The organism is Lachnoclostridium sp. An196, assembly GCF_002160135.1.
Taxonomy (GTDB): domain Bacteria; phylum Bacillota; class Clostridia; order Lachnospirales; family Lachnospiraceae; genus Hominiventricola; species Hominiventricola avistercoris.
On record NZ_NFJZ01000001.1, the window covers coordinates 135486 to 158125 of the forward strand.

Genomic DNA, 22640 nt, shown 5'->3' on the forward strand with positions numbered 1-22640 from the left:
TATGACCTACAGGCGATGAAAAGAATAAGTAGTGATTCCCGGAATCCACAGAAAGCAGCCGGTCGATGAGAGGCGCGGAGAAAAGGAATCATGAATACCTCTTGGAGCTTCCCTCTGAAACCGCAGCGCGCGTGCGGCAAGTAGGAGGAGACGGACGCACCCGTTATCGTGCAGGGTATCATGGCGTACCTGGTAAGGCGGCAGGCGTGAGCGTGCCGTGAAAAAAGGTGGTAACACGGGATCTGGCTCTCGTCCTTTTAAGAGGATGGGAGCTTTTTTGTGATTGCGTGGAAGCCCCGGCCAGCAGTTTTTAGAAAGAAAAGGAGCAGAGAAGATGCAGGTATATGACGAACTGGTAGCCCGGGGCCTGATCGCCCAGGTGACCAACGAAGAAGAGATCCGGAAAATGGTAAACGAAGGGAAAGCCACTTTCTATATCGGGTTTGATCCTACGGCGGACAGCCTTCATGTAGGACATTTTATGGCGCTCTGTCTGATGAAGCGTCTGCAGATGGCGGGAAACAAACCGATTGCGCTGATCGGAGGCGGTACCGCGATGGTGGGAGATCCTTCCGGCAGAAGCGATCTGCGGCAGATGATGACGGTGGAGACGATTCAGCACAACTGCGAGTGTTTCAAAAAGCAGATGAGCAAATTCATTGATTTCTCCGACGGCAAAGCGCTGATGGTCAACAATGCGGACTGGCTGATGAATCTGAATTATATTGAAATGCTCAGGGATGTAGGAGTGCACTTCAGCGTGAACCGGATGCTTACCCATGAGTGCTATAAGAAACGTATGGAACGCGGACTTACGTTCCTGGAATTCAACTATATGATCATGCAGAGCTATGATTTCCTGATGCTGTATGAAAAATACGGCTGCAATATGCAGTTCGGCGGGGACGACCAGTGGGCGAACATGCTGGGCGGTACGGAGCTGATCCGCAGGAAGCTGGGCAAAGACGCGCACGCCATGACGATCACGCTGCTTCTGAATTCGGAAGGGAGCAAGATGGGCAAGACGGCCAAGGGCGCCGTGTGGCTGGACCCGGAAAAGACGAGTCCGTATGATTTTTACCAGTACTGGAGAAATGTGGACGACGCGGATGTGATCAAGTGCCTGCGCATGCTCACCTTTCTTCCGCTGGAGCAGATCGACGAAATGTCTCACTGGGAAGGCAGCCAGCTGAACCAGGCAAAAGAGATCCTGGCTTATGAACTGACCAAGCTGGTGCACAGCGAAGAAGAAGCGAAGAAAGCTCAGGACAGCGCGCGCGCTCTGTTCGGAAGCGGAGACGCGGCAGAGATGCCGACCGCTGAACTTTCTATGGATGATCTCCAGGACGGAAAGGCGGATATCCTGACGATCGTACACAAATCCGGTCTCTGCGCGTCCCGTTCGGAGGCCCGCAGAAATGTGCAGCAGGGCGGCGTGAGCGTGGACGGGGAGAAAGTGACAGACATTGCAGCAAGTTACACGCTGGATCAGCTGAAAGCAGGTATTGTGGTAAAACGCGGAAAGAAAAATTTCAAGAAAGTGGTTGTAAAATAGATGCCTTCTGAAAAAATACCGCCATGTCCTCTCGCAAAGAAATGCGGCGGATGCGATTATCAGGGGATGCCCTATGAACAGCAGCTTCGCGAAAAGGAAAAGCTGGTGAAGAAGCTGCTGGGCAACATGGGCGAGGTGCGCCCGATCCTGGGAGCGGAAACGCCGTACCATTACCGGAATAAAGTTCATGCAGTATTTTCCAGAAAGAGAAACGGCGAAGTTATCTCCGGTATTTATCAGGAAGGAACGCACCGGGTTGTCCCTGTGAATGCCTGTCAGATTGAAAATGAAAAAGCGGACGAGATCATAGTCACGATCCGGGGACTGCTGAAATCTTTCCGGATTCGGGTTTATGACGAGGATACGGATTTTGGGCTGCTGCGCCATGTAATGGTGCGCACTGCCGCGGCTACCGGACAGATTATGGTGGTTCTGGTAGTGCGCACACCGGTGTTCCCGTCCAAGAATAATTTTGTGAAAGCTCTGCGCGCCGTACATCCGGAGATCACTACCGTGGTGCTGAACGTCAATGAAAGGCGGACGAGTATGGTGCTTGGTGAGCGCAATATACCGATCTACGGGAAAGGGTATATCGAGGATGTGCTCTGCGGCTGCAGTTTCCGCATTTCGCCGACTTCATTTTACCAGGTGAACGCCGCGCAGACGGAAAGACTGTATAAGACGGCCATGACGCTGGCGAGACTGAACAAGAGAGACCGGGTTGTGGACGCCTATTGCGGGATCGGGACCATCGGCATGGTGGCGGCGAAGACCGCCAGAGAAGTTATCGGAGTGGAGCTGAACAAAGAGGCAGTCCGGGACGCCGCCCGGAATGCCGTGCGCAATCATATGGACAATATCCGTTTTGTGCAGGGCGACGCGGGCATGTTCCTGGAAGGCATGGCGGACCGGGAAGAGCCGGTGGATGTGGTATTCATGGATCCGCCCCGGAGCGGGAGCAGCGAAGCGTTTTTAAAATCGCTGCTGGTCCTGAAGCCGAAAAAGATCATCTATATCTCCTGTAATCCGGAGACCCAGGCCAGGGATCTGAAAATGCTGAAAGGAGATTACCGGGTGGAAACGATCCAGCCGGTGGATATGTTTCCTTTTTGCGGGCATGTGGAGACGATAGTGTTGCTACAAAGAGAAACCTTGTAGAAATCCTTAGATTTAGGCACTTTTCCCGTCATGTGGTGTTTGACGCAGAGGGTGATAAATACCGTAATAAGCGTATTGAGGACTATATCACCGTTTCGGTAGTCATTGATATGGAGTGTGGGAACACAAAAAATTGAATAGTTGACGAGAAAGGACATCGTGCAAGCGGTGTCCTTTTCTCATAGGCCCAGCCGCAGATTTTGAAAAAGTCTGCGGCTTTTTTTGCGCCCAAAACCAGAAAGGAGGCGATGCCATGTATTTTACATCCGGCAGCGATCGCGCCTTTAAAAGCTTCATGCAAGGCAAGCCCGGCTTCGACCACTACGACAGCGGCGACGCCGGAGCGTCGGAGGGTTGCGGCGATTGCCGTTTCTACCGTCCCGACTGGAAGTATCAGTTTTGCGTGTATTCAGAGTGTCCCTACCAGCCGGGCAAGCTCACCGCTTATGACGTGGTTCTATTCCAAGTGAAAGGAGTTGACGACGAGATGGCAGTTTTTCGTGTGGAGAAAAACCGGGGCTACGCGGTGATGTCCAACCATCACCTGCGGAACAAAGACCTGTCCCTGAAAGCCAAGGGCCTGCTTTCGCAAATGCTGTCCCTGCCGGAAGATTGGGACTATACGCTGAAAGGTTTGTCCCTTATCAACCGGGAAAGCATCGACGCCATACGGACGGCGGTGTGGGAACTGGAAAAGGCCGGGTATATCACCCGCCAGCAGAACCGGGACGGCAAGGGCAAGATGGCCGACATGGTTTATACCATCTACGAACAGCCGCGACTCCGGCCAGAGGCAGCGGAGAAAGAACAGCTGGGATTGGAAACCCGGTGTTGGAAAATCCAACATCGGATAATCCAACGTCGGAAAACCTGGTATCGGGAAATCCAATGCAAATAAATAAAGATATATCAAGTAAAGAAAAATCAATTACTGATCCATCAAATACCCATTCCATTCCTATCCATTCCCCCACCCCCTGCGGAGGGCAAGGCGGCACAGCAACCGGAACGGAAGCGAAAGGAAATGACCCGCCAGACCCTTGCCAAGCTGGACACCATGACCGACGCTGACTTTGCGGCGTTGTTTTTATATAGCTTTAAAGGCTAAAATCATGTCACGAATATTTTGAAATCTTTTTGTTTTATCCGGGTTCAACCCCCTCTCAACAAAAGTTCGTAAATTCGGATTGGAAATTTTTTCTGTATTAGTTTTGCCTGTCATCACAAAATAAATAACTCTGGTAAGGGCATAAGTTTCGTGAACGATGCCATAAGTATCAAACCCCTCTACGACAAGTGCAGGATCGTTAAAATATCCCTTGAACTCCGTATTAACTGTTGTTAATGTACTATCCGGAATTTTTACAAGCCCAAAATCTGAAAGTTTAACCACAAGGGTATCGTCATATTCCTTTATTAAAATATTTTTAGGGCTTATATCACGATGCAGATGTCCTTTTGAATGAAGATAATCAAAAGCGCGTAATATTTGTTGAGCAATACCTTTTCGTTGTATAATTGTCAGTTTCGAGTTATGAGCAGTAACATATTCATCCAGTGTATAATCCATATATTCCATAATATATTCATTTTTGTCTGGATTGTAGCAATAAACCTCAAGTATGTATGGAGAAGATAGTTCATTCATTACATCAAATTCTCGTTTGAAACGAGCGATCTCTTTATTGGTAAGTTCCTTTTTTGCACGTTTCAAAATGAAAGGGCGATTATAAAATGTGTCCTTATATTTGTAAACATTGGCATAAGAACCGCTTCCAATCAGTTTCAACTCAAATGTAAAGTCTTGTTGTTTATGTGAAATTGTTATGCTGTTAAGTGGCATAAAAATGGGAAGTGTATAGTATAAGTCCACTTTTGCCATATGGGGTGGTAATGAACTTCCGCCACTGGAACTAAGAAAATCTCGACAACGTGTAAGTAAATCTAAATAGTATGAGTCAATTTGAAATGCTAAAGGAGTTCCTTTTAGTGAACTAAATAAGCTAAATATTATATCAATTCTCTTAATTAAATCTCTGCTTGGTTCTGCCCAAAAGTGAGCTTCATATTCCCCTGTTGGCAACCTTTCATTCATTGTTCTAAAAAGCCCGATCAAATCATGATGTAAGGTCATAAGGATTTCTCGAAGTTTTTGATTCTTAAATGGTTTATATAAATCGGAGTATTCCGCATTTATTTGACTACATGCTAATAATTCTCTATACTGTGATTCAATATAATTTTCAATATTCATGTGAGTTTCACCGCTTCCAACCTTGTTTTGCAGTATTATATCATGCAACTTAATAATCGACAATTACTCCAAAACGCCGGGCGCGGGGGTTGTATAGCCTCTGCGTCCGGCGCTGTTTTGTCTTTATGACTGCTCCATCGGAGAATTCGTCAGGGCTTCCGCCAAAGAAAACTAAAAATGGGTATAAGAAAAGCACCTACCTTGTGATAGATGCTTAATCTTATTATCATACAAATTTCCTTAAACACTCTCTATATTTAAGGGAATATAGGTTTTATTGAGGGAATCACTTCAATCTGTAATAGCAGATATTCTTTCCCTTGCCTTCTCGTTTCAGTTCACCGGATGCTACCAGTTTACGTAGCGCCCCCTCTACGGAACTGACGCTCAGAGAAGGACAAAGTTCACGGATATCCTGCTTCGTAAAACGCCCGATTTTATTCATTGAAGCTCGGCGTACCGTTTCCAGTGCCGACAGTTTTGTTTCTACCAGAGCAAAGCGGTCTTCGAAGTCATGGTATGCAGCAAGGATAGTGCCCAGCAGATATTTGATAAACGGAATAGGGTCATCCGTTCCTTCGCGCCATCCGATCTGCGTTTGACCGAGAGCATCGTAATACAAATCTTTGTTCTTTGCGATTTTCGCCTCCAGGGAGATGTATTTTCCCACATAGAATCCATTTCTATAGAGCAGAAGCGTGGTCAACAGGCGGCTCATTCTGCCGTTGCCGTCATTAAACGGATGGATGCACAGGAAATCGTGAATGAAAATCGGAATAACAATCAGCGGTTCAACTTCCATATTGCCAATGACACGATTATATTCCTCGCAGATTCTGTCCAGTGCCTCCGGTGTTTCGTAGGGTGCGAGAGGCGTAAAGAGGGTTTCTACATGACCATCCGGGTAGGTGGCGCTGATATAGTTCTGCACACTCTTGGTTCTGCCCGCCATAGGGTTATTCATATGACTGTAGAGAATTTTATGAAGCTGCAGGATATAGTTCTGCGTGATTGGAATAGCATCAAAACCTTCATGGATGATATTCAGCACATCACGATAACCTGCGATTTCCTGTTCATCGCGGTTCCTGGGCATTGTTTTTTCCTCAACAAGCTGCTTGATTCGTGTATTCGTGGTCACAATGCCTTCTATGGCATTGGAGGCCTCAGTACTCTGTATCTTGGCAATTTCAACGAGTTTTTCCAGTTCCTGCGGGCACTGTTTCAGATACAGTTCCTGTTTGCCTGCTTCTTTATAGATTGCTGCAATCAGGCCGAGAATATCAGAATCCCACTTTTGGTTTTTTATCTCAGAATAATTAAATGTTCGCATAACCTCACCTCCGAGATTTTCCCTTAAAATATATCACAAAATAAGGGAAAATTCAATCGGGTAAGGGGAAGTTCCCTTATTAGTATTGCACTATTAAGGAAAAATATTCTGGCATTATATAAACAAAAGGCCCCGGCTGTCTCAAGGCGACGGACGACAGTTTCTGTGAGGAACATCAGAAGCTGGAAAACCAGCAGTACGAAAAGTACGGCCGGGACTGATATCTGCAATCTGATTCTGACAGGAGTTGTGAACACAGATAAATCTTGACAGTTGACTGACGCAGCTGGCTCTGCTATTTTTTGCTGTTCCACGTATGCGCTAAAATGTCTTTTAATACTAACATAGCGTCTAAATCATTGTAGCCATACTGCATTTTCAAACTATCAAGCAGGTTTTGTATTTTAGTTGCATAATCACTAATTGCTACTGTTTTTTGATAGGTTGTAAGAACTGGGTACTTCTTTCCCCAAACACTTGTCCAATCAATTTTCTGCTGTTTTTCATCACTAATATTTTCGATAGCTTCTTCAATTTCTTTTTGGTCAATATCAAAATCTATCAATTCATCCAGCGTGAGATGATAAAGTTGAGATAATTTTTTTGATTGGCGTATGTCTGGAAGTGTTTCATCAAGCTCCCATTTTGAAATTGTTTGTCTGCTTACGCCCAGCTTTTCGGCAACAGCTTCCTGTGATAATCCGCTCTTTTTACGGGCGTTATAAAGACCGCTTCCTAAACTCATAATTTTCATCTCCTTCATTTTTTAAATAATTATAACCGGAAGATGAAACTAAATCTAGCAAAGTAAGCTTTCATTTTTGCCCGTTTTCTTAACATTTTCCAGGAATAGTAGGGGCTGCTGTCTATCGCAGGGCATGATGTACGTATCCTGCGGTCCGGTATGGCCGGGAATCTGGGCTTTGAGGTCCAGGGCGAGGTGGAAGACATGCTGGACGTCTATAAAAAGCTGATCGAAGTAGGCAACAAATACGGCATCCGGGAAATCGGCTTCCACTGCTACTGCATGAATCACAACGAAGGCGGCTATCCGCAGGCTTCCGAGCACTTTATGAGCGCGTCCATGACGGATAAAGGTTTCCAGGAATGGCAGCGCAAAACCTTTGAAAACGAGTATAACTCTGCCTTTGACGGCGGAGGATTTGAAGGCCAGCTGGAATCGTTTGATTTCTGCGGAACAGCCTATGACGAGTTCAATATCGAACACTATTATTTTAATCCTATTGAGCTGGGACTGGGATATTGCATTAACTGGAATCATGACTTCCGCGGCAAACAGGCGCTGATTGACTATAAGGCGTCCGGCCATACCCGCAATATAGTGACTCTCGAGTGAAATGTGGAGGATATTATCGATGTGTACCGTTCCCAGTGGGATCTTGACGAGGAACCGTATTTCCCGATTGACGATATGTCCTATACGCCGCCCAAATATACGAAGACGCTGAAGGGCGCGCTGCAAACGCATCCGTGCTGCTGTGGCGAAATTCCCCTATAATAAACATCATGAGCGGACCGGATACTCTTTGTAAAATATCCGGGTAAAAATACTGTCCAGGCATGATAAACGATGAAATATGGGTATTTTACAGGCAGAAGACGTGGTAGTATACTAAAACCAGTAAATGAGAACATCAGGAGGTATTTAGTATGAACTATCGTGAGACAGACCCGGAATTTGCAGAACGGTTTGAACACTTTGCATTTGAAGAAGTCGTGAATGAGGAAGGGCAGCAGCTGGATGACGTGACCCGCAATATGGCGATCCTGGCTGCTCTTTTAGGGTGCCAGGGAGTGGATGAATTCCGTCTGGCGCTTCCGCGCGCGCTGGATCAGGGCTTGACCCCGGTGATGGTAAAAGAGATTGTCTACCAGGCTGTTGATTATCTGGGAATCGGCAGGGTGCTTCCGTTCCTGAACGCGACGAACGAGATCCTGACAGAACGGGGCGTGAAGCTGCCGCTGGAAGGACAGACGACCACTACCATGGAGAACCGGCTGGAAAAAGGCGCCCAGGCGCAGGTAGACATTTTTGGCGACGTCATGAAAGACGCATGGAAAAAAGGCCATATCAACCGCTGGCTTGCGGCGAACTGTTTCGGAGATTATTATACCAGGACCGGGCTCAGCTATGCGCAGAGGGAGATGATTACTTTCTGCTTCCTGGCCGCGCAGGGCGGATGCGAGCCGCAGCTTACCTCCCATGCGGGAGGAAATATGAAGGTCGGGAACGATAAGGATTTCCTTATCCGCGTCGTGTCCCAGTGTCTGCCGTACATAGGATATCCCCGCAGTCTGAATGCCATCGCCTGCGTCAATAAAGCGGCGGAAACACAAAAATAAAATAACATGAAAAAAGCCCTCTGCGGAATACTATGGATATAGATTAGTAGACGCAGAGGGATTTTTATGCTTTTTTAACACATTATTAAGGATCCTCCGGTTGCGCTTCCAAAGGTTTCAGGCTATAATAGGCGTGTTATTTCTGCATAAAATGAAGAAAGGAATCTATATGAGAGAAAATAAAACAGGAACTTTGATGTTTGCTCTCCGTGTCCTGCAGGGCGTGCTGCTGGGAGTGGGAGCGGTACTGCCGGGGATTTCGGGCGGCGTGCTGTGTGTGGCGTTTGGAATTTATAAACCGGTCATGGAGGTTCTGTCTGATCCGTTTGGAAAGTTTAAAACCCATCTTCCTCTGCTGGTGCCGATTCTGGCAGGAGCTGCGGCAGGTTTCCTCGGAGTGGCCAGGATACTGTCCTTTTTCCTGGAAGCATATCCGAACCAGTCAGTCTGTCTCTTTGTGGGACTGATCGCAGGGATGCTTCCGTCTTTGTTCCGTGAAGCGGGAGAGAAAGGAAAACCGAAAGGGTGTATGACGGCGCTTCTGGCGTGTTTCGCAGGGATTGTTTTTCTGCTGGCGTCTTTGGAGATTTTTTCCGTGTCGATTGTACCCAGTAAAAGATGGTACCTTTTCTGCGGATTTTGCATGGCGCTCAGCGTTATCGTGCCGGGGATGAGTTTTTCCACGCTTCTGATGCCGATGGGACTGTACGCTCCCTTTGTGGACGGACTGGGGAGTCTGAATCTGACAATCCTGATCCCTGCGGGTATCGGGGCTGTGCTCACAGTGGTCGCTCTGGCAAAGTTTGTTGATACTATGATGAAGAAGCATTATGCGCTGGTGTTTCATGGGATCATCGGTATTGTGATCGGCGCTACGGTTATGACGGTGCCGTTTTCCGGTTTCGCCGGCTCTTTTGCCGCAGCTGCGGTGAATACCGTGTGCATCGCGGCGGGATTTGCGGCCGCGCTGGCGCTGGATCATTTTAACAGTAAAATTTCCACGCAGGGCTGATGCCCTGCGTGTTGTGCAAAGGAGGAAATATTTTATGGAAGAGAACGGACGTCTGTCCAGGGTCCTCGCGTTTGTAAAAGAGCGGGGATGGCGTTATACAATGTCCGAAGAGGACGGATGCGGCAGCATCGATTTTGAATACCGCGGAGTTCCATACCATATCTGGGAGTTTTATGACGGCGAGTGGGGAGTGGAGACCAATCTGCGGCACGGAGGCCGTCAGGAGGAGATTCTGGGGGATTATGAGTCGGAAATGCTGGAAATTATGAAAGACTGGCATTAAAGACAAGACCCAGAACAGGAGGCAGGAAAGTGAATAAAACAGAGATGATGTTGATCGTAGATGACAATGAGATCAACCGGATGCTTCTGGACAATATTTTTTCCGGGGACTACCGGATCCTGGAGGCAGAGAACGGACAGGAGGCCATGGAGAAGCTGATCAGGTATAAAGACAGTATCTGCGCGGTCTTGCTGGATGTGGTCATGCCGGTTATGGACGGGATGGAAGTTCTGGAAAAATTAAAGATGATGGGGTGGACAGAGTGGATGCCTGTATTTCTCATTACGGCGGAGACAGAAGGCAGTACGCTTCAGCGGGCCTATTCTCTGGGAGTTATGGATGTGATCCATAAGCCGGTGGTTCCGTATATAGTAGAAAGACGAATCAATTCTGTCATCGAATTGTTCCAGGCAAGAAAGAGACTGAAACATAAAGTAGAAGAACAGCAGACAGAGATACTGGCTCAGGCAAGAAGAATTATTGATCTGAATGTGGGGCTCATCGAGGCTCTGGCTACCACCATTGAATTCCGGAGCGGCGAGTCCGGCTCCCATGTACGCCGGATTCATGATATTACCAGGCATTTGCTGCTCTATACAGAACTGGGACAGGGACTGTCGGAAGAAACTGTAGAGCAGATAGCGCTGGCATCAATCATGCATGATGTGGGAAAAGTGGCTATACCGGACGCGATTTTGAATAAGCCGGGGAAACTGACGCCGGAGGAGTATGAGATTATGAAGACGCATACTCTGAGAGGGGCGGAGCTCCTGGAGCGGATCCCGCAGCTGAAGGATCAGGAAGCGTATCAATATGCTTACGATATAGCCCGTCATCATCATGAAAGATGGGACGGGAACGGTTATCCGGACGGACTGAAAGGAGATGAGAATACTATATGGGCCCAGATCGTCTCCATCGCGGATGTGTACGACGCGCTGGTAAGCCGCAGAGTATACAAAGACGCCTATGGCGCGGATACCGCCGTCCGGATGATACAAAACGGAGAATGCGGAGCCTTTAATCCGCTTCTTTTAGAACAGTTTATGAGTGTGGAAAAAGATCTTCGCGCTTTGTATGTAAAGGACGTGACAGAAAATGGATAATGTGACGATGATGCAGTATTTTGAATGGTATCTGCCGGAAAACGGTACGCTCTGGAAAAGATGCTCAACCCGGGCGGAAAGCCTGAAGAAAGCGGGAATCAACATGGTATGGCTGCCTCCGGCTTACAAGGGCGCCGCAGGCTCCGGAAGTGTCGGTTACGATGTATACGACGTCTATGACTTGGGTGAATTTGACCAGAAGGGATCCGCCCGAACAAAATATGGGACTAAGGACGAGTACCTGGAAGCTGTTCGGGCGCTGCAGAATCAGGGAATTCAGGTCTTAGCCGACATTGTCCTGAATCATCGGATGGGAGCGGACGGGACGGAGACGGTGATGGCGGAGGAATGCCTGAATACAGACCGGAATAAAGACATAGGAGAAGAACGGCAGATCACAGCCTGGACCCGCTTTGATTTCCCGGGCAGGGCAGGAAAATATTCCGCTTTTCGGTGGAACGCTTCCCATTTCAGCGGAACAGACTGGGATGAAGGCGCGAAACGCAAAGGAATCTTTCGCTTTGCGGGAAAAAACTGGGAACGCAAGATTGACGATGAGAACGGCAATTATGATTACCTTATGGGAGCAGACCTGGATACGGACCAGCCGGAAGTGGTGAAGGAGACAGCAGACTGGGGAAAATGGTATCTGGATACGGTACATATGGATGGTTTTCGGCTGGACGCCGTAAAACACATCGGTTTTGATTTTTACCGGGAATGGCTGAAATGTATGCGCGCGCATGCGGGGAGAGACTTGTTTGCCGTGGGGGAATACTGGTCCAGGGATCTGAAAAAGCTGACGGAATATCTGGAAGTCCTGGAGCACAGTCTCAGTCTGTTCGATGTGCCGCTGCATTTTCATTTCCTGGAAGCCGCTGCTTCCAATGGAAATTACGATATGAGCAGGTTGTATGAGAATACGCTGACCGGAACGGATCCTGAACATGCAGTGACTTTTGTGGACAATCATGATACGCAGCCGGGGCAGGCTCTGTATTCTTTCATCCCGGCATGGTTTAAGCCGGCTGCCTATGCGCTGATCCTGCTGCGTGCCGCGGGAACGCCCTGTGTGTTTTACGGAGACTATTACGGCATCGCTCGTGACGGTATAGGAGCGGTTCCCGGACTGGCGCGCTTTATAAAGATACGGGAGAAATATGCTTACGGAAAAGAGAACCTGTATTTCGACCATCCTTCGGTTGTGGGCTTTACCAGGGAAGGAGATACGGACTATCCGGACTCCGGTATTGCCGTGCTGCTTACAGACAGTACGGCCGGAAAGAAACGCATGTATATGGGAATACAGCATGCGGGAAAACACATGGCTGACGCGGCGGGCAGAATCTCCGGAACTGTGACGGTGGGAACGGACGGCTGGGCAGAATTCTGTGTGGGAGACGGTTCTGTGTCTGTATGGGTGTTTGAAAACGCATGGAAGACATTATGTATAGAAACATAGAAAAATAGAAAAAGCAGGATGGAATGCCGGGTGCTTACGGTTCCGTCCTGCTTTTCTGCTCCAGGAAATCTATAAAATCCAGCGCTTCTCTCTGGCTTTCCGGAGGAAGCGCATAAAATGTACGGCACAGTCTGCCGGCGTCCTCCGGAAGAGACGCGAAGGGATCCGTATCTCTTTTGCCTAAAACCAGCCAGTCCAGAGAGACATCGTACAATTCTGCCACATTTTTGACCAGATCCAGGTCAGGGGTGCGGACGCCGCGTTCGTATGCGGAATACGTCTGGCGGGCAATATTTAGTTTTTTGCTGAACTGAGCCTGAGTCATGCCATTCTGGATACGAAGCTCTTTCAAGGCCTCCGGAATCTTATTGTCCCCCATGTTTCACCCCTCCAATGTCGCTTTATTATAACAATTACTCAGTTTTTTATGTTAGGATGAAACAAATAGGAGAATTTTATTGCATATAGTTAGGATAAAAGTATAAAATAGATAATGAAATGTCAATATATGAAGACACAAGTGCAAGGGGGATTATATGAAACACCGGTGGAAAGGCATATATTTTGAAATGCGCATCCGGCTGCGGCTTCTGCGCCTGAAGTTCGTACGTGTCAGAAGACCGCCGGATGCGAAAAGTCCGGAAGAGATGCTGGAAGAGATCAAAAAGAAGTCAAAGTTTACTTAGATTGCTGTTGTGATATTCGGGGGAAGAAGTTACGTCATCTCCGAACCAGTCCGGTTTCCGGAATTGAAGCGCTTCCTCTTCAGAAGGAAATTCCACTTCCGCCAGGATCAGATCCGGAAGGGGAGAAGAAAAAAGATCCAGTTCGATCATATATCCCTGATAAGGAATCCGGTAACGCTGTTTGGAAATCAGTTTTCCGTCGGTCTTGGACTTCAGGTGTTCATAAGCCTCTCCGGTCAGAGGGAGATTGTATTCTTCGCGGACCATAAGTCCTTTCGATTTATAAGTGAGCCAGTATTCCTCGTCCTGTCTGCGGATGCGGACAACGGGTTCCGTGCACAGATATCCCTGTTCGATCTGGCTGGAAGGGAAAGAATCCAGATTTTCCGGCAGTGCTTTTACCAGAAATTTGCGTTCGATTTCATAAGATTTCATAAAGGCCTCCTTATATGACTGGCTGAAAAAACAAAATTTTTTAGTATCATATTCCGCAATTAGTATAGCACAACTTTTTTAAAAGTGATACACTGTACGCATAGGCAAAGAATGGAACGCAAAGCAGAAAAGGAGGCGTAGAATATGAGCCGTGTATGTGTGTTTCTTGCAGACGGATTTGAAGAGATTGAGGGGCTGACAGTGGTAGACATACTGCGCAGAGCAGGAGTGGAAGTGTCTGCGGTGTCGATTACGGATGAGAAGATGGTGACGGGAAGCCATGGCATCCGTGTGGAAGCGGATGCGCGCATGAAGGAGCTGGATTTCAAAAACACAGAGATGCTGGTGCTGCCGGGAGGCATGCCGGGCACGCTCCATCTGGGCGAATGCAAAGAACTGACAGATCTGCTTCTCCGGTTCCATGAATCCGGGAAAAAAGTGGCTGCGATCTGCGCCGCGCCCAGCATCCTGGGAGATCTGGGTATCCTGAAAGGAAGAGACGCCGTCTGCTATCCTGGATTTGAAGACCGTTTGGAGGGCGCTAATGTGACCCGGGCAAAAGTGGCTGCTGACGGCGGCGTGACTACCAGCCGGGGGATGGGAACAGCGATCCCGTTTGCGCTGGCGCTGGTGGAGCAGCTGGTATCGAAAGAAAAAGCGGCGGAAGTGAAAAAGAGTATTATTTACGGCCATGAAAACTGAAGATTTGTTTCAGGCAGAAACTTCCAGCATGTTCTCTGCGTTTTAGCGGATAATAGGAGCATGGAGGTGAACAGCATGACGAATCAGAACAGCAGTTCCGGAAGCAGCAGCATGGCTGTGCCGGAAGCAAAAGCTGCCATGAACCGTTTTAAAGAGGAAGTCGCCAGCGAACTGGGCGTTCCGTTAAAAGACGGTTACAACGGCGATCTGACCAGCAAGCAGGCAGGTTCCATCGGCGGAGAGATGGTCAAAAAGATGATCATGAAGCAGGAACAGCAGATGTCTTCCGGTCAGTAAAGATAAGATAAGAAGAAATTTCATCCAAGGGCTGTCTGGGCCGGGAACGCGGTATATTTGCGGGAAAAGCCTAGACAGCCTTGGTTTTTTGTGTTATACTTTCAAAATGTCTACGAGTATGTAAATAAGGATATACTTATATATAAATACAAGGAGGATATTTTCGAGACAATGAGTGTACAGGTAGAAAAACTGGAAAAGAACATGGCAAAACTTACGGTGGAAGTTCCCGCCGAAAAAGTAGAGAAAGCGATTCAGACCGCATATCAGAAAAACAGAAAAAGCATCAATATTCCTGGGTTCCGGAAGGGCAAAGCGCCGCGTCAGCTGATCGAGAAGATGTATGGAAAAGAAATTTTTTACAATGACGCGATCGACGAGATGCTTCCGGGAGAATACGCGCAGGCAGTAGAAGAGTGCGGCGAGGAGATCGTATCCCGCCCGCAGCTGGAAGTCGTGCAGATGGAGAGCGGAAAACCTTTCATTTTCGCAGCGACGGTTGCGGTGAAACCGGCTGTGACGCTGGGAGAATATAAAGGAGTGCAGGTGGAGAAGGCTCCCGTAGAAGTGACGGACGAAGAGATCAGCGCAGAGATCAATAAAGAGAGAGAAGCAAATTCCAGAACCATCACGGTAGACGACCGCCCGGTGGAGAAAGGAGATATTGTCTCTCTGGATTTTGAAGGATTTGTGGATGGAGAGGCGTTTGAAGGCGGCAAGGGAGAGAACTATGATCTGACCATCGGTTCCAATACCTTTATTCCGGGATTTGAAGACCAGCTGGTCGGCGCGGAGATCGGCAAAGAACTGGATGTGAACGTAACCTTCCCCGAAGAATACGGTCAGGCGGATCTTGCCGGTAAAGCTGCCGTATTTAAATGCAGAGTAAACGGTATCAAGGTAAAAGAGCTTCCGGAAGCAGACGATGAATTTGCACAGGAAGTATCTGAATTTGATACTCTGGACGAATATAAGGATGATATCCGGGCAAGACTTCTGAAAGATAAAGAAGAAGAGGCAAAACGGGTGAAAGAAGACGCAGTGATCGAGAAGATCATTGAGAATGCTCAGATGGAGATCCCGGACGCCATGGTAGAGTATCAGGCAGAACAGCTGATGGATGATTTCGCGCGCAGACTGCAGGCGCAGGGCCTGTCTCTTCCGGTTTATTTCCAGTATACGGGTATGACCGAGGAGCAGTATCTGGAGCAGATGAAGCCGAGAGCGCTGAAGAACATTCAGAGCAGACTGGTTCTGGAAGCAGTGGCGGATGCGGAAAATATCGAGATAACGGAAGAAGATATGGAAGCCGAGATGAATCGGATGGCAGAAACCTACAAGATGGAAATCGAGAAGGTAAAAGAGCTTCTTGATGATTCCCAGAAGGAAGAAATCAAGAAAGATCTCGCGATCCAGAAAGCGATTGACCTGGTGACAGAAGCGGCAGCAGAGGCTTAATTCACGCGAAGGCAGTATTTGAGGGCATGGCGGGTTGGCTGTGCCCTTTTATTCCCGGAAGGAGGAGAACATATATGGCATTAGTACCTTACGTCATCGAGCAGACGAGCAGAGGAGAGAGAAGTTACGATATTTATTCCCGACTGTTGAAAGAGAGGATCATTTTCCTCGGGGAAGAGGTGAATGAGACGACGGCGAGTCTGGTAGTGGCTCAGCTGCTTTTCCTGGAGTCTGAGGATCCGGGAAAAGATATCCATCTGTATATCAACAGTCCGGGCGGCTCCGTGACTGCCGGGATGGCGATTTTTGACACTATGAATTATATTAAATGCGATGTATCCACGATCTGTATCGGCATGGCGGCCAGCATGGGCGCGTTCCTGCTGGCAGGAGGAGCAAAGGGAAAGCGTTTCGCGCTCCCCAACGCGGAGATTATGATCCATCAGCCGCTGGGAGGAGCCCAGGGGCAGGCTACGGAGATCGAGATTGCCGCGAAGCATATCCTGCGAACAAAAGAGAAACTGAACAGTATACTGGCAGAGCGGACCGGGCAGCCCCTGGAAGTGATCGAGAAAGATACGGACCGCGACAATTATATGACTGCGGAAGAGGCGATGGCTTATGGGCTGATCGATCAGGTGATCGCAGGACATTAAGGGAGAAAAGAAAACAGCATGGCAAGAAATGAAATCAGATGTTCTTTTTGCGGCAAATCAGAAAGTCAGGTTCTGAAACTTCTGAAAGGTCCGAATGGAGTCTATATCTGCGACGAGTGCGTGGAACTCTGCTCGGAGATTATTGAAGAGGAGCTGGGCACGGAGGAAGAAGAGAGCGAGCCGGAAGAGATCAATCTTTTGAAACCGGAGGAGATTAAGCGGTTTCTGGATGACTATGTGATCGGACAGGAGAATGCCAAGAAGGTATTGTCCGTAGCGGTATATAATCATTATAAAAGAATTCTGGCAGGCCAGGATCTGGATGTGGAACTCCAGAAGAGCAACATCCTGCTTCTGGGACCTACCGGTTCGGGAAAGACGCTGCTGGCCCAGACTTTGGCCAAGATTCTGAATGTGCCGTTTGCCATCGCGGATGCGACGACACTGACGGAAGCAGGATATGTGGGGGAGGATGTGGAGAACATCCTGCTCAAGATCATCCAGGCGGCCGATTACGATATTGAACGGGCGCAGAAGGGTATCATTTATATCGATGAGATTGACAAGATTACCCGTAAATCAGAAAATCCGTCTATTACAAGGGATGTGTCAGGAGAAGGAGTACAGCAGGCTCTTTTAAAGATTCTGGAGGGAACGGTGGCTTCTGTGCCGCCGCAGGGAGGCAGAAAGCATCCTCATCAGGAACTTCTTCAGATCGATACGACAAATATCCTGTTTATCTGCGGAGGGGCCTTTGAGGGGCTGGATAAGATTATTGAGACACGCATGGACCGCAAGTCCATCGGGTTCAATGCGGATATCAGGGAACGGCGCAGAGAAAATGTCGGAGAACTGCTCCGCAACGCGCTGCCGGAAGACTTCATCAAATATGGTATGATTCCGGAGTTCATGGGACGCGTTCCGATTTCCGTATCGCTGGATCCTCTGACGCGGGATGACATGGTAAGGATCCTGCTGGAACCGAAGAACTCCATCGTGCGCCAGTATCAGAAACTGTTCGAGCTTGACGGCGTGGATCTGAAATTCGACAGGGAAGCTGTGGAAGCCATAGCGGAAAAGACCCTGAAGAGAAAGACCGGGGCGAGAGGGCTTCGTTCGATTATGGAAGAGACTATGATGGATCTGATGTTTACGATTCCGTCAGACAACAGTATCAAAAATTGTACCATTACGCGAGAAGCTGTGGAAGGTACCGGCGAACCAGTGATAACAAGAAAGTAAGAGAAAAGGGGCCTGTTGACGGCCCCTTTTTCAGACAGGAGAGAGAATGGAAAAAGCAGAACAGAGAATCCCCGCGGTGGCGCTGCGGGGAATGACGATTCTTCCGGAAATGATCACACATTTTGACGTCAGCCGTTCCCGTTCTGTGAAAGCGGTGGAACAGGCGCTGAAACAGGGACAGAGGCTCTTCATCGTCACGCAGAAAAGTCCGGAGACCGAGAATCCCGCCAGGGAGGATCTGTTTGTCATGGGCACTGTCGCGGAAGTAAAACAGATTGTCAAGATGCCCCACAACATCCTCCGCGTACTGGTGGAAGGACTGGAACGGGCGAAACTTGTGTCTCTGGAAGAGGGAGACTACCTGGAAGCGGATGTGGCCGGCGTGGAAACGGAAGGATTCGGAGACCTTCCCCCGGAAGGAAAAGAAGCTATGTACCGCAACCTGAAAGAGATCTTTCAAAAATACTGCGAAACCAGCGGGAAAGTCGGAAAGGATCTGGCACGGCAGGTGCTGGATGCGCCGAACCTGGAACGCCTTATGGTACAGGTGATGATACATACCCCGTTTGGCTGGGAGCAGCAGCAGAAACTTCTGGAGACATCGGATCTTTCTGCCTGCTATGAAGCGCTCTGCATCATGCTGAACAACGAGATAGAGATCGAGCATTTCCGGAGAGGGATTCAGGAAAAAGTCAAGGCGCGGGTCGACAAACAACAGAAAGAGTATTTGCTGAGAGAGCAGATGAAAGTGATCCGGGAGGAACTGGGAGAAGACGGTCCCGGAGCGGAGGCTGCCCAGTTCCGCAAAGCAGTCTCGGAACTGGAAGCATCCCAGGAGGTGAAAGACCGGATCGAGAAGGAGATCCGGAGGTTTGTGAACGCCGGGATGAATTCTGCAGAGGCTTCGGTGATCCGCGGGTATATTGAGACGCTTCTGGAACTGCCGTGGGATAAGCGCAGCGAGGACTGTCTGGATCTGGAAAAGGCCAGAGAAATTCTGGAATCAGAGCATTACGGTCTGGAGAAGGTGAAGGAACGCGTACTGGAATTTCTGGCTGTGCGGGGAATGCTGAACCGGGGAGAAAGTCCGATTTTGTGCCTGGTGGGCCCGCCTGGTACCGGCAAGACATCGATCGCCCGCTCCATCGCTCATGCGATGAATAAAAAATATATCCGCATCTGTCTGGGCGGAGTCCGCGACGAGGCGGAGATCCGCGGACACCGCCGCACATATATCGGCGCCATGCCGGGAAGGATTGTGGCTGGCATCCGTCAGGCGGGAGTGAAAAACCCTCTGATGGTGCTGGACGAGATTGACAAGATCAGCACGGATTACCGGGGCGACACTTTTTCAGCTCTTCTGGAGGTGCTGGACAGCGAACAGAATTCACATTTCAGGGACCATTATGTGGAACTGCCGGTAGATCTGTCGGAAGTCCTGTTCCTGACCACTGCCAACGATATTCAGACGATCCCGCGTCCTCTCCTGGACCGCATGGAAGTGATTGAGATCAGCAGTTATACGGAAAATGAAAAGATGCATATAGCCAAAGACCATCTGCTTCCCAAACAGAGAGAAAGACATGGCCTGAAAAAAGAACAGTTTCAGATCAGCGACAAGGCCATGGGGATCCTGATCCGCCAGTATACCAGAGAGGCCGGCGTGCGCGGCCTGGAACGGCGCCTGGCCGCCCTGTGCCGGAAGGCAGACCGGGAGATCCTGGAAAAAGGACGCCGGAAGGTGCGTGTGACAGAACGCAATCTGGGGAAGTACCTGGGAAAGCCGCTTTATGACTATCAGGAGCGCAATGAGAATGATGAGATCGGTATCGTGCGAGGCCTGGCCTGGACCAGCGTAGGAGGAGATACTCTGGAGATCGAAGTGAATCTGATGCCCGGGAAAGGGAATTTTGAGCTGACCGGACAGCTGGGAGACGTGATGCAGGAATCGGCAAAAGCCGGAATCAGTTATATCCGTTCCATCGCGGACCGATATGATCTGGGCAGAGAATTCTTCCAGGAGCATGATATCCATATTCATATTCCGGAGGGAGCGGTGCCGAAAGACGGGCCGTCCGCGGGAATCACCATGGCGACGGCCATGCTCTCGGCTATGCTGGAAAAACCGGTGAGGGCCGATGTGGCCATGACGGGAGAAGTGACTCTCAGGGGACGCGTACTCCCGGTCGGAGGATTGAAAGAAAAACTTCTGGCCGCAAAAAACGCCGGCATGAAAAAAGTTATTGTGCCGAAAAAAAACCGCCGGGATATCGAGGAATTATCCAGAGAGATCACGGGAGGCCTGGAACTGGTTTATGCAGAGACGATGGATGAAGTGATAGCCAATGCATTTGCAGAATAAAGGAGATACAATATGATCATAAAGAAAGCGGAACTGGAGACGGTATGCGGAATCAGCAGCAGGATACCGGAATCGTCCAGCCCGGAAGTGGCGTTCGCAGGGAAGTCCAACGTGGGAAAGTCTTCTCTGATCAACGGGCTTTTGAACCGGAAATCTCTGGCCAGGACTTCTTCCCAGCCGGGGAAGACGCAGACGATCAATTATTATAATGTCAACGATATGCTGTATCTGGTGGATCTTCCCGGGTACGGCTACGCCAAGGTAAGCGAAGAGGTCCGGGAAAAATGGGGCAGGATGATCGAACGCTACCTTCATGGATCGCGTCAGCTGAAGGCAGTCTTCCTGCTGGTGGACATCCGCCATGCTCCGTCGGAAAATGACCGCACCATGTATCAGTGGATACTGTATCAGGGATACGAGCCGGTTATTATAGCCACGAAGCTGGACAAGATCAAGCGGAGTCAGGTGTCCAGACAGCTGAAGATTCTGAAAGAAGGGCTGGAAGTGAAACCGGGTACGAAAATGATTCCGTTTTCTGCGGAGACCAGGCAGGGGCGTGATGAGATATGGGAACTGATCGAAGATGTGACAAAGGAGGCATAGCCATGAGCGAAAACCTGCGGGAAAGTCAGGAACCGCCAGGCGCGAGAATCCGCAGAAATCTGGTAAATATCGGTTTTTTCCTGGTTAAAGTATTACTGTTGGTCTTTGCGGGACCGCCGGCGATACGCTTTTTCATGCCGGTGATCGTGGGGTGGATCATCGCGCAGATCGCCAATCCGCTGGTGCAGTTTCTGGAGAAACGGCTGCATATTGTACGGAGACACAGTTCCATGGCGATTATGGCAGGATCTATTTTTCTGATCGTCCTGGCCTGCTACGGAGCGGCGCGCTGGCTGGTCAGGGAATCCGCCGCCCTGATAAAACGTCTGCCGCAGTATTATCAGGCAATGATGGAAGGGTTCGGGCGGATCGGTGAAAATCTGGAGAAGTTTGCGGGAAGACTGTCGCCGGAAACACAGCAGAATATTGAAAGCGTCATGGGAAGTCTTTCTGAAAGTCTGAGCCGGTTCGCGGGGAGTCTGGGCGGAGGCACTGTGGAAGCGGCGGGAAATGCCGCCAGAAACATTCCGTCTCTGTTGATATCCTTTATATTTGTTCTCCTGTTCGCGTATTTTTTCATTGCGGAAAGAGAACGGATCCAGAAAATCGGGCGTATCCTCGTCTCGGAAGAGGACCGGAAACATCTGTGCATGATCTGGAGTAACTTGAAATCGGCAGTGGGAGGTTATTTCCGCGCGCAGTTTAAGATCATGGGCGTAGTATTTATATTGATGCTGGCGGGACTTTTGATTCTGAGAGTGGATTATGCCGTGCTTCTGGCTCTGGCCATTTCCTTGCTGGACTTTCTGCCCATGCTGGGGACGGGAACGGTATTGCTGCCCTGGGCGCTTTACTGCGCGCTCAGCGGAGGGCTTCCGCGAGCGGCAGGACTGCTGATCCTATACGGGGTGACTCAGTTCACCAGACAGCTGATTCAGCCCAAGATGGTAGGTGACAGTGTGGGCATCGATACGCTGACCACGCTGTTCCTGATTTTTATCGGATACCGGATATACGGAATCATAGGTATGATTATAGCGATCCCGGTAGGGCTGATACTGATCCAGTTATATGAAGCGGGGGCGTTTGAAAATGTGATCCGCAACTTCAAAGAACTTCTGGAGACCGTCTGCGAATGGAGAAGGGATCGTTCTTCATAGAAGATTCTGCATAACGTAAGCATAGATCTCCTGGCTTTTATCCTTCCAGTGGGCGCATACAGCCTGCGCCTGTTCTTCGGAAGGAACGGAGAGAGTCAGGTCGATCAGAGTAGAATCCTGTTCCCGCACCTGGCATCTGGCCAGATAGCCGCTGTGGGCGCCGGGAAAATAATCTGCAGTGGTGGAGAGAGAATCACGGATCTCCACCTCTTTTTCTTTCAGATAAGACCGGATCTCCTGGCAGATGGCTCCGGAAATCTTGTCACCGAAATATTCCAGGGTATCCCGTCCCGGATCCGTGATCCGGTAAAGAGACGTGTTGCGCATAGATGAGACGGTGACCAGTCCGGACTCGTCCAGCTCGGAAAGGATCTGCTGGAGTGTAAAATAATTGGTGTACTCTTTCCCCAGGATAAACTCGGAGATCTGAGAGTTGGAAAGCGGCGCGTCCGCCTGATCCAACATTTTCAGGACAATCAGTTTGTAAAGTGTCTGTGTGTCAGCCATAAAAC

The 22640-nt window shown here is 49.3% G+C and carries 24 protein-coding genes, 1 pseudogene and 1 other annotated feature; of the genes and pseudogenes, 19 read left to right on the top strand and 6 right to left on the bottom strand.

Annotation, left to right across the window (positions count from 1 at the left end):
• The first annotated feature begins 6 nt into the window (after positions 1-6).
• Positions 7-260: a binding site (T-box leader), on the top strand.
• Positions 261-334: 74 nt separating this feature from the next.
• The 3 genes and pseudogenes from tyrS to B5F29_RS00600 all read left to right on the top strand — a co-directional run.
• Positions 335-1555, top strand: a complete 1221-nt coding sequence (gene tyrS, locus B5F29_RS00585) for a tyrosine--tRNA ligase (protein ID WP_087152736.1) — start codon at positions 335-337, stop codon at positions 1553-1555.
• Positions 1556-2713: a 23S rRNA (uracil(1939)-C(5))-methyltransferase RlmD gene (gene rlmD / locus B5F29_RS00590; RefSeq protein WP_087152737.1), complete on the top strand. Its 1158-nt coding sequence runs from the start codon at positions 1556-1558 to the stop codon at positions 2711-2713.
• A 487-nt stretch (positions 2714-3200) separates the two neighbouring features.
• Positions 3201-3752 (top strand): annotated as a pseudogene (locus B5F29_RS00600) (helix-turn-helix domain-containing protein); the annotation flags it as partial.
• 48 nt (positions 3753-3800) lie between these two features.
• Here B5F29_RS00600 and B5F29_RS00605 read toward each other — a convergent pair.
• The 3 genes from B5F29_RS00605 to B5F29_RS00620 form a co-directional block, all read right to left on the bottom strand.
• The gene (locus B5F29_RS00605) at positions 3801-4967 is read right to left on the bottom strand and encodes a protein kinase family protein (protein ID WP_087152739.1); all 1167 of its coding nucleotides are present in this window, start codon (positions 4965-4967) and stop codon (positions 3801-3803) included.
• A 286-nt stretch (positions 4968-5253) separates the two neighbouring features.
• Positions 5254-6300, bottom strand: a complete 1047-nt coding sequence (locus B5F29_RS00610) for a Fic family protein (protein ID WP_087152740.1) — start codon at positions 6298-6300, stop codon at positions 5254-5256.
• Between the two features lie 295 nt (positions 6301-6595).
• Positions 6596-7045, bottom strand: a complete 450-nt coding sequence (locus tag B5F29_RS00620; RefSeq protein ID WP_087152741.1) for a helix-turn-helix transcriptional regulator — start codon at positions 7043-7045, stop codon at positions 6596-6598.
• Between the two features lie 123 nt (positions 7046-7168).
• Between B5F29_RS00620 and B5F29_RS00625 the strand changes: the two genes are divergently transcribed.
• The 7 genes from B5F29_RS00625 to B5F29_RS00650 all read left to right on the top strand — a co-directional run bounded on the left by B5F29_RS00625 (position 7169) and on the right by B5F29_RS00650 (position 12527).
• A complete protein-coding gene (locus B5F29_RS00625; protein WP_275532910.1) occupies positions 7169-7657 on the top strand; it encodes a hypothetical protein in 489 nt (162 codons plus the stop codon).
• Between the two features lie 3 nt (positions 7658-7660).
• A complete protein-coding gene (locus B5F29_RS16370) occupies positions 7661-7819 on the top strand; it encodes a hypothetical protein (protein ID WP_162608321.1) in 159 nt (52 codons plus the stop codon).
• Between the two features lie 152 nt (positions 7820-7971).
• On the top strand, positions 7972-8664 hold the full coding sequence (locus B5F29_RS00630; RefSeq protein WP_087152743.1) for a carboxymuconolactone decarboxylase family protein: 693 nt from the start codon (positions 7972-7974) through the stop codon (positions 8662-8664).
• Between the two features lie 169 nt (positions 8665-8833).
• Positions 8834-9676, top strand: coding sequence for a DUF368 domain-containing protein (locus tag B5F29_RS00635; protein WP_242955542.1), 843 nt, complete (start codon positions 8834-8836; stop codon positions 9674-9676).
• A gap of 34 nt (positions 9677-9710) precedes the next feature.
• Positions 9711-9959, top strand: coding sequence for a kinase (locus tag B5F29_RS00640; RefSeq protein ID WP_087152744.1), 249 nt, complete (start codon positions 9711-9713; stop codon positions 9957-9959).
• 29 nt (positions 9960-9988) lie between these two features.
• The gene (locus B5F29_RS00645) at positions 9989-11065 is read left to right on the top strand and encodes an HD domain-containing phosphohydrolase (RefSeq protein ID WP_330397502.1); all 1077 of its coding nucleotides are present in this window, start codon (positions 9989-9991) and stop codon (positions 11063-11065) included.
• Positions 11058-12527, top strand: coding sequence for an alpha-amylase (locus B5F29_RS00650; RefSeq protein WP_087152745.1), 1470 nt, complete (start codon positions 11058-11060; stop codon positions 12525-12527). The genes B5F29_RS00645 and B5F29_RS00650 overlap by 8 nt, the downstream gene beginning before the upstream one ends.
• A 34-nt stretch (positions 12528-12561) precedes the next feature.
• Here the strand turns inward: B5F29_RS00650 and B5F29_RS00655 are convergent, their stop codons facing one another.
• A complete protein-coding gene (locus tag B5F29_RS00655; RefSeq protein ID WP_087152746.1) occupies positions 12562-12906 on the bottom strand; it encodes an XRE family transcriptional regulator in 345 nt (114 codons plus the stop codon).
• 157 nt (positions 12907-13063) lie between these two features.
• On the opposite strand from B5F29_RS00655, the gene B5F29_RS16375 reads away from it, so the two are divergent.
• Positions 13064-13213 carry a hypothetical protein gene (locus B5F29_RS16375; protein WP_162608322.1) on the top strand — a complete coding sequence of 50 codons (150 nt, stop codon included), beginning with the start codon at positions 13064-13066 and terminating at the stop codon, positions 13211-13213.
• Here B5F29_RS16375 and B5F29_RS00660 read toward each other — a convergent pair.
• On the bottom strand, positions 13199-13648 hold the full coding sequence (locus B5F29_RS00660) for a CYTH domain-containing protein (protein ID WP_087152747.1): 450 nt from the start codon (positions 13646-13648) through the stop codon (positions 13199-13201). The genes B5F29_RS16375 and B5F29_RS00660 overlap by 15 nt on opposite strands.
• A 144-nt stretch (positions 13649-13792) precedes the next feature.
• On the opposite strand from B5F29_RS00660, the gene B5F29_RS00665 reads away from it, so the two are divergent.
• The 8 genes from B5F29_RS00665 to ytvI all read left to right on the top strand — a co-directional run bounded on the left by B5F29_RS00665 (position 13793) and on the right by ytvI (position 22128).
• Positions 13793-14350: a DJ-1 family glyoxalase III gene (locus B5F29_RS00665; protein ID WP_087152748.1), complete on the top strand. Its 558-nt coding sequence runs from the start codon at positions 13793-13795 to the stop codon at positions 14348-14350.
• 75 nt (positions 14351-14425) lie between these two features.
• On the top strand, positions 14426-14647 hold the full coding sequence (locus tag B5F29_RS00670; protein ID WP_242955543.1) for an alpha/beta-type small acid-soluble spore protein: 222 nt from the start codon (positions 14426-14428) through the stop codon (positions 14645-14647).
• A gap of 171 nt (positions 14648-14818) precedes the next feature.
• Positions 14819-16105, top strand: coding sequence for a trigger factor (tig, locus tag B5F29_RS00675; RefSeq protein WP_087152749.1), 1287 nt, complete (start codon positions 14819-14821; stop codon positions 16103-16105).
• A 74-nt stretch (positions 16106-16179) separates the two neighbouring features.
• Positions 16180-16761: an ATP-dependent Clp endopeptidase proteolytic subunit ClpP gene (gene clpP / locus B5F29_RS00680; RefSeq protein WP_087152750.1), complete on the top strand. Its 582-nt coding sequence runs from the start codon at positions 16180-16182 to the stop codon at positions 16759-16761.
• 18 nt (positions 16762-16779) lie between these two features.
• Positions 16780-18003: an ATP-dependent Clp protease ATP-binding subunit ClpX gene (clpX, locus tag B5F29_RS00685; protein WP_087152751.1), complete on the top strand. Its 1224-nt coding sequence runs from the start codon at positions 16780-16782 to the stop codon at positions 18001-18003.
• 46 nt (positions 18004-18049) lie between these two features.
• A complete protein-coding gene (gene lon, locus B5F29_RS00690) occupies positions 18050-20365 on the top strand; it encodes an endopeptidase La (RefSeq protein ID WP_087152752.1) in 2316 nt (771 codons plus the stop codon).
• A 12-nt stretch (positions 20366-20377) separates the two neighbouring features.
• Positions 20378-20968 (top strand): ribosome biogenesis GTP-binding protein YihA/YsxC, encoded by a 591-nt coding sequence (gene yihA / locus B5F29_RS00695; RefSeq protein ID WP_087152753.1) that lies wholly within the window; start codon positions 20378-20380, stop codon positions 20966-20968.
• A gap of 2 nt (positions 20969-20970) precedes the next feature.
• The gene (gene ytvI, locus B5F29_RS00700) at positions 20971-22128 is read left to right on the top strand and encodes a sporulation integral membrane protein YtvI (RefSeq protein ID WP_162608323.1); all 1158 of its coding nucleotides are present in this window, start codon (positions 20971-20973) and stop codon (positions 22126-22128) included.
• On the opposite strand, the gene B5F29_RS00705 is transcribed toward ytvI, so the two are convergent.
• A complete protein-coding gene (locus tag B5F29_RS00705) occupies positions 22123-22635 on the bottom strand; it encodes a DUF4364 family protein (protein ID WP_087152755.1) in 513 nt (170 codons plus the stop codon). The genes ytvI and B5F29_RS00705 overlap by 6 nt on opposite strands.
• Positions 22636-22640: the final 5 nt, after the last annotated feature.

Coding starts and splice junctions, on each gene's coding strand:
- tyrS (WP_087152736.1), top strand. CDS start 335: ATGCAGGTATATGACGAACTGGTAGCCCGGGGCCTGATCGCCCAGGTG.
- rlmD (WP_087152737.1), top strand. CDS start 1,556: ATGCCTTCTGAAAAAATACCGCCATGTCCTCTCGCAAAGAAATGCGGC.
- B5F29_RS00605 (WP_087152739.1), bottom strand. CDS start 4,967: ATGAATATTGAAAATTATATTGAATCACAGTATAGAGAATTATTAGCA.
- B5F29_RS00610 (WP_087152740.1), bottom strand. CDS start 6,300: ATGCGAACATTTAATTATTCTGAGATAAAAAACCAAAAGTGGGATTCT.
- B5F29_RS00620 (WP_087152741.1), bottom strand. CDS start 7,045: ATGAGTTTAGGAAGCGGTCTTTATAACGCCCGTAAAAAGAGCGGATTA.
- B5F29_RS00630 (WP_087152743.1), top strand. CDS start 7,972: ATGAACTATCGTGAGACAGACCCGGAATTTGCAGAACGGTTTGAACAC.
- B5F29_RS00635 (WP_242955542.1), top strand. CDS start 8,834: ATGAGAGAAAATAAAACAGGAACTTTGATGTTTGCTCTCCGTGTCCTG.
- B5F29_RS00640 (WP_087152744.1), top strand. CDS start 9,711: ATGGAAGAGAACGGACGTCTGTCCAGGGTCCTCGCGTTTGTAAAAGAG.
- B5F29_RS00650 (WP_087152745.1), top strand. CDS start 11,058: ATGGATAATGTGACGATGATGCAGTATTTTGAATGGTATCTGCCGGAA.
- B5F29_RS00655 (WP_087152746.1), bottom strand. CDS start 12,906: ATGGGGGACAATAAGATTCCGGAGGCCTTGAAAGAGCTTCGTATCCAG.
- B5F29_RS16375 (WP_162608322.1), top strand. CDS start 13,064: ATGAAACACCGGTGGAAAGGCATATATTTTGAAATGCGCATCCGGCTG.
- B5F29_RS00660 (WP_087152747.1), bottom strand. CDS start 13,648: ATGAAATCTTATGAAATCGAACGCAAATTTCTGGTAAAAGCACTGCCG.
- B5F29_RS00665 (WP_087152748.1), top strand. CDS start 13,793: ATGAGCCGTGTATGTGTGTTTCTTGCAGACGGATTTGAAGAGATTGAG.
- B5F29_RS00670 (WP_242955543.1), top strand. CDS start 14,426: ATGACGAATCAGAACAGCAGTTCCGGAAGCAGCAGCATGGCTGTGCCG.
- tig (WP_087152749.1), top strand. CDS start 14,819: ATGAGTGTACAGGTAGAAAAACTGGAAAAGAACATGGCAAAACTTACG.
- clpP (WP_087152750.1), top strand. CDS start 16,180: ATGGCATTAGTACCTTACGTCATCGAGCAGACGAGCAGAGGAGAGAGA.
- clpX (WP_087152751.1), top strand. CDS start 16,780: ATGGCAAGAAATGAAATCAGATGTTCTTTTTGCGGCAAATCAGAAAGT.
- lon (WP_087152752.1), top strand. CDS start 18,050: ATGGAAAAAGCAGAACAGAGAATCCCCGCGGTGGCGCTGCGGGGAATG.
- yihA (WP_087152753.1), top strand. CDS start 20,378: ATGATCATAAAGAAAGCGGAACTGGAGACGGTATGCGGAATCAGCAGC.
- ytvI (WP_162608323.1), top strand. CDS start 20,971: ATGAGCGAAAACCTGCGGGAAAGTCAGGAACCGCCAGGCGCGAGAATC.
- B5F29_RS00705 (WP_087152755.1), bottom strand. CDS start 22,635: ATGGCTGACACACAGACACTTTACAAACTGATTGTCCTGAAAATGTTG.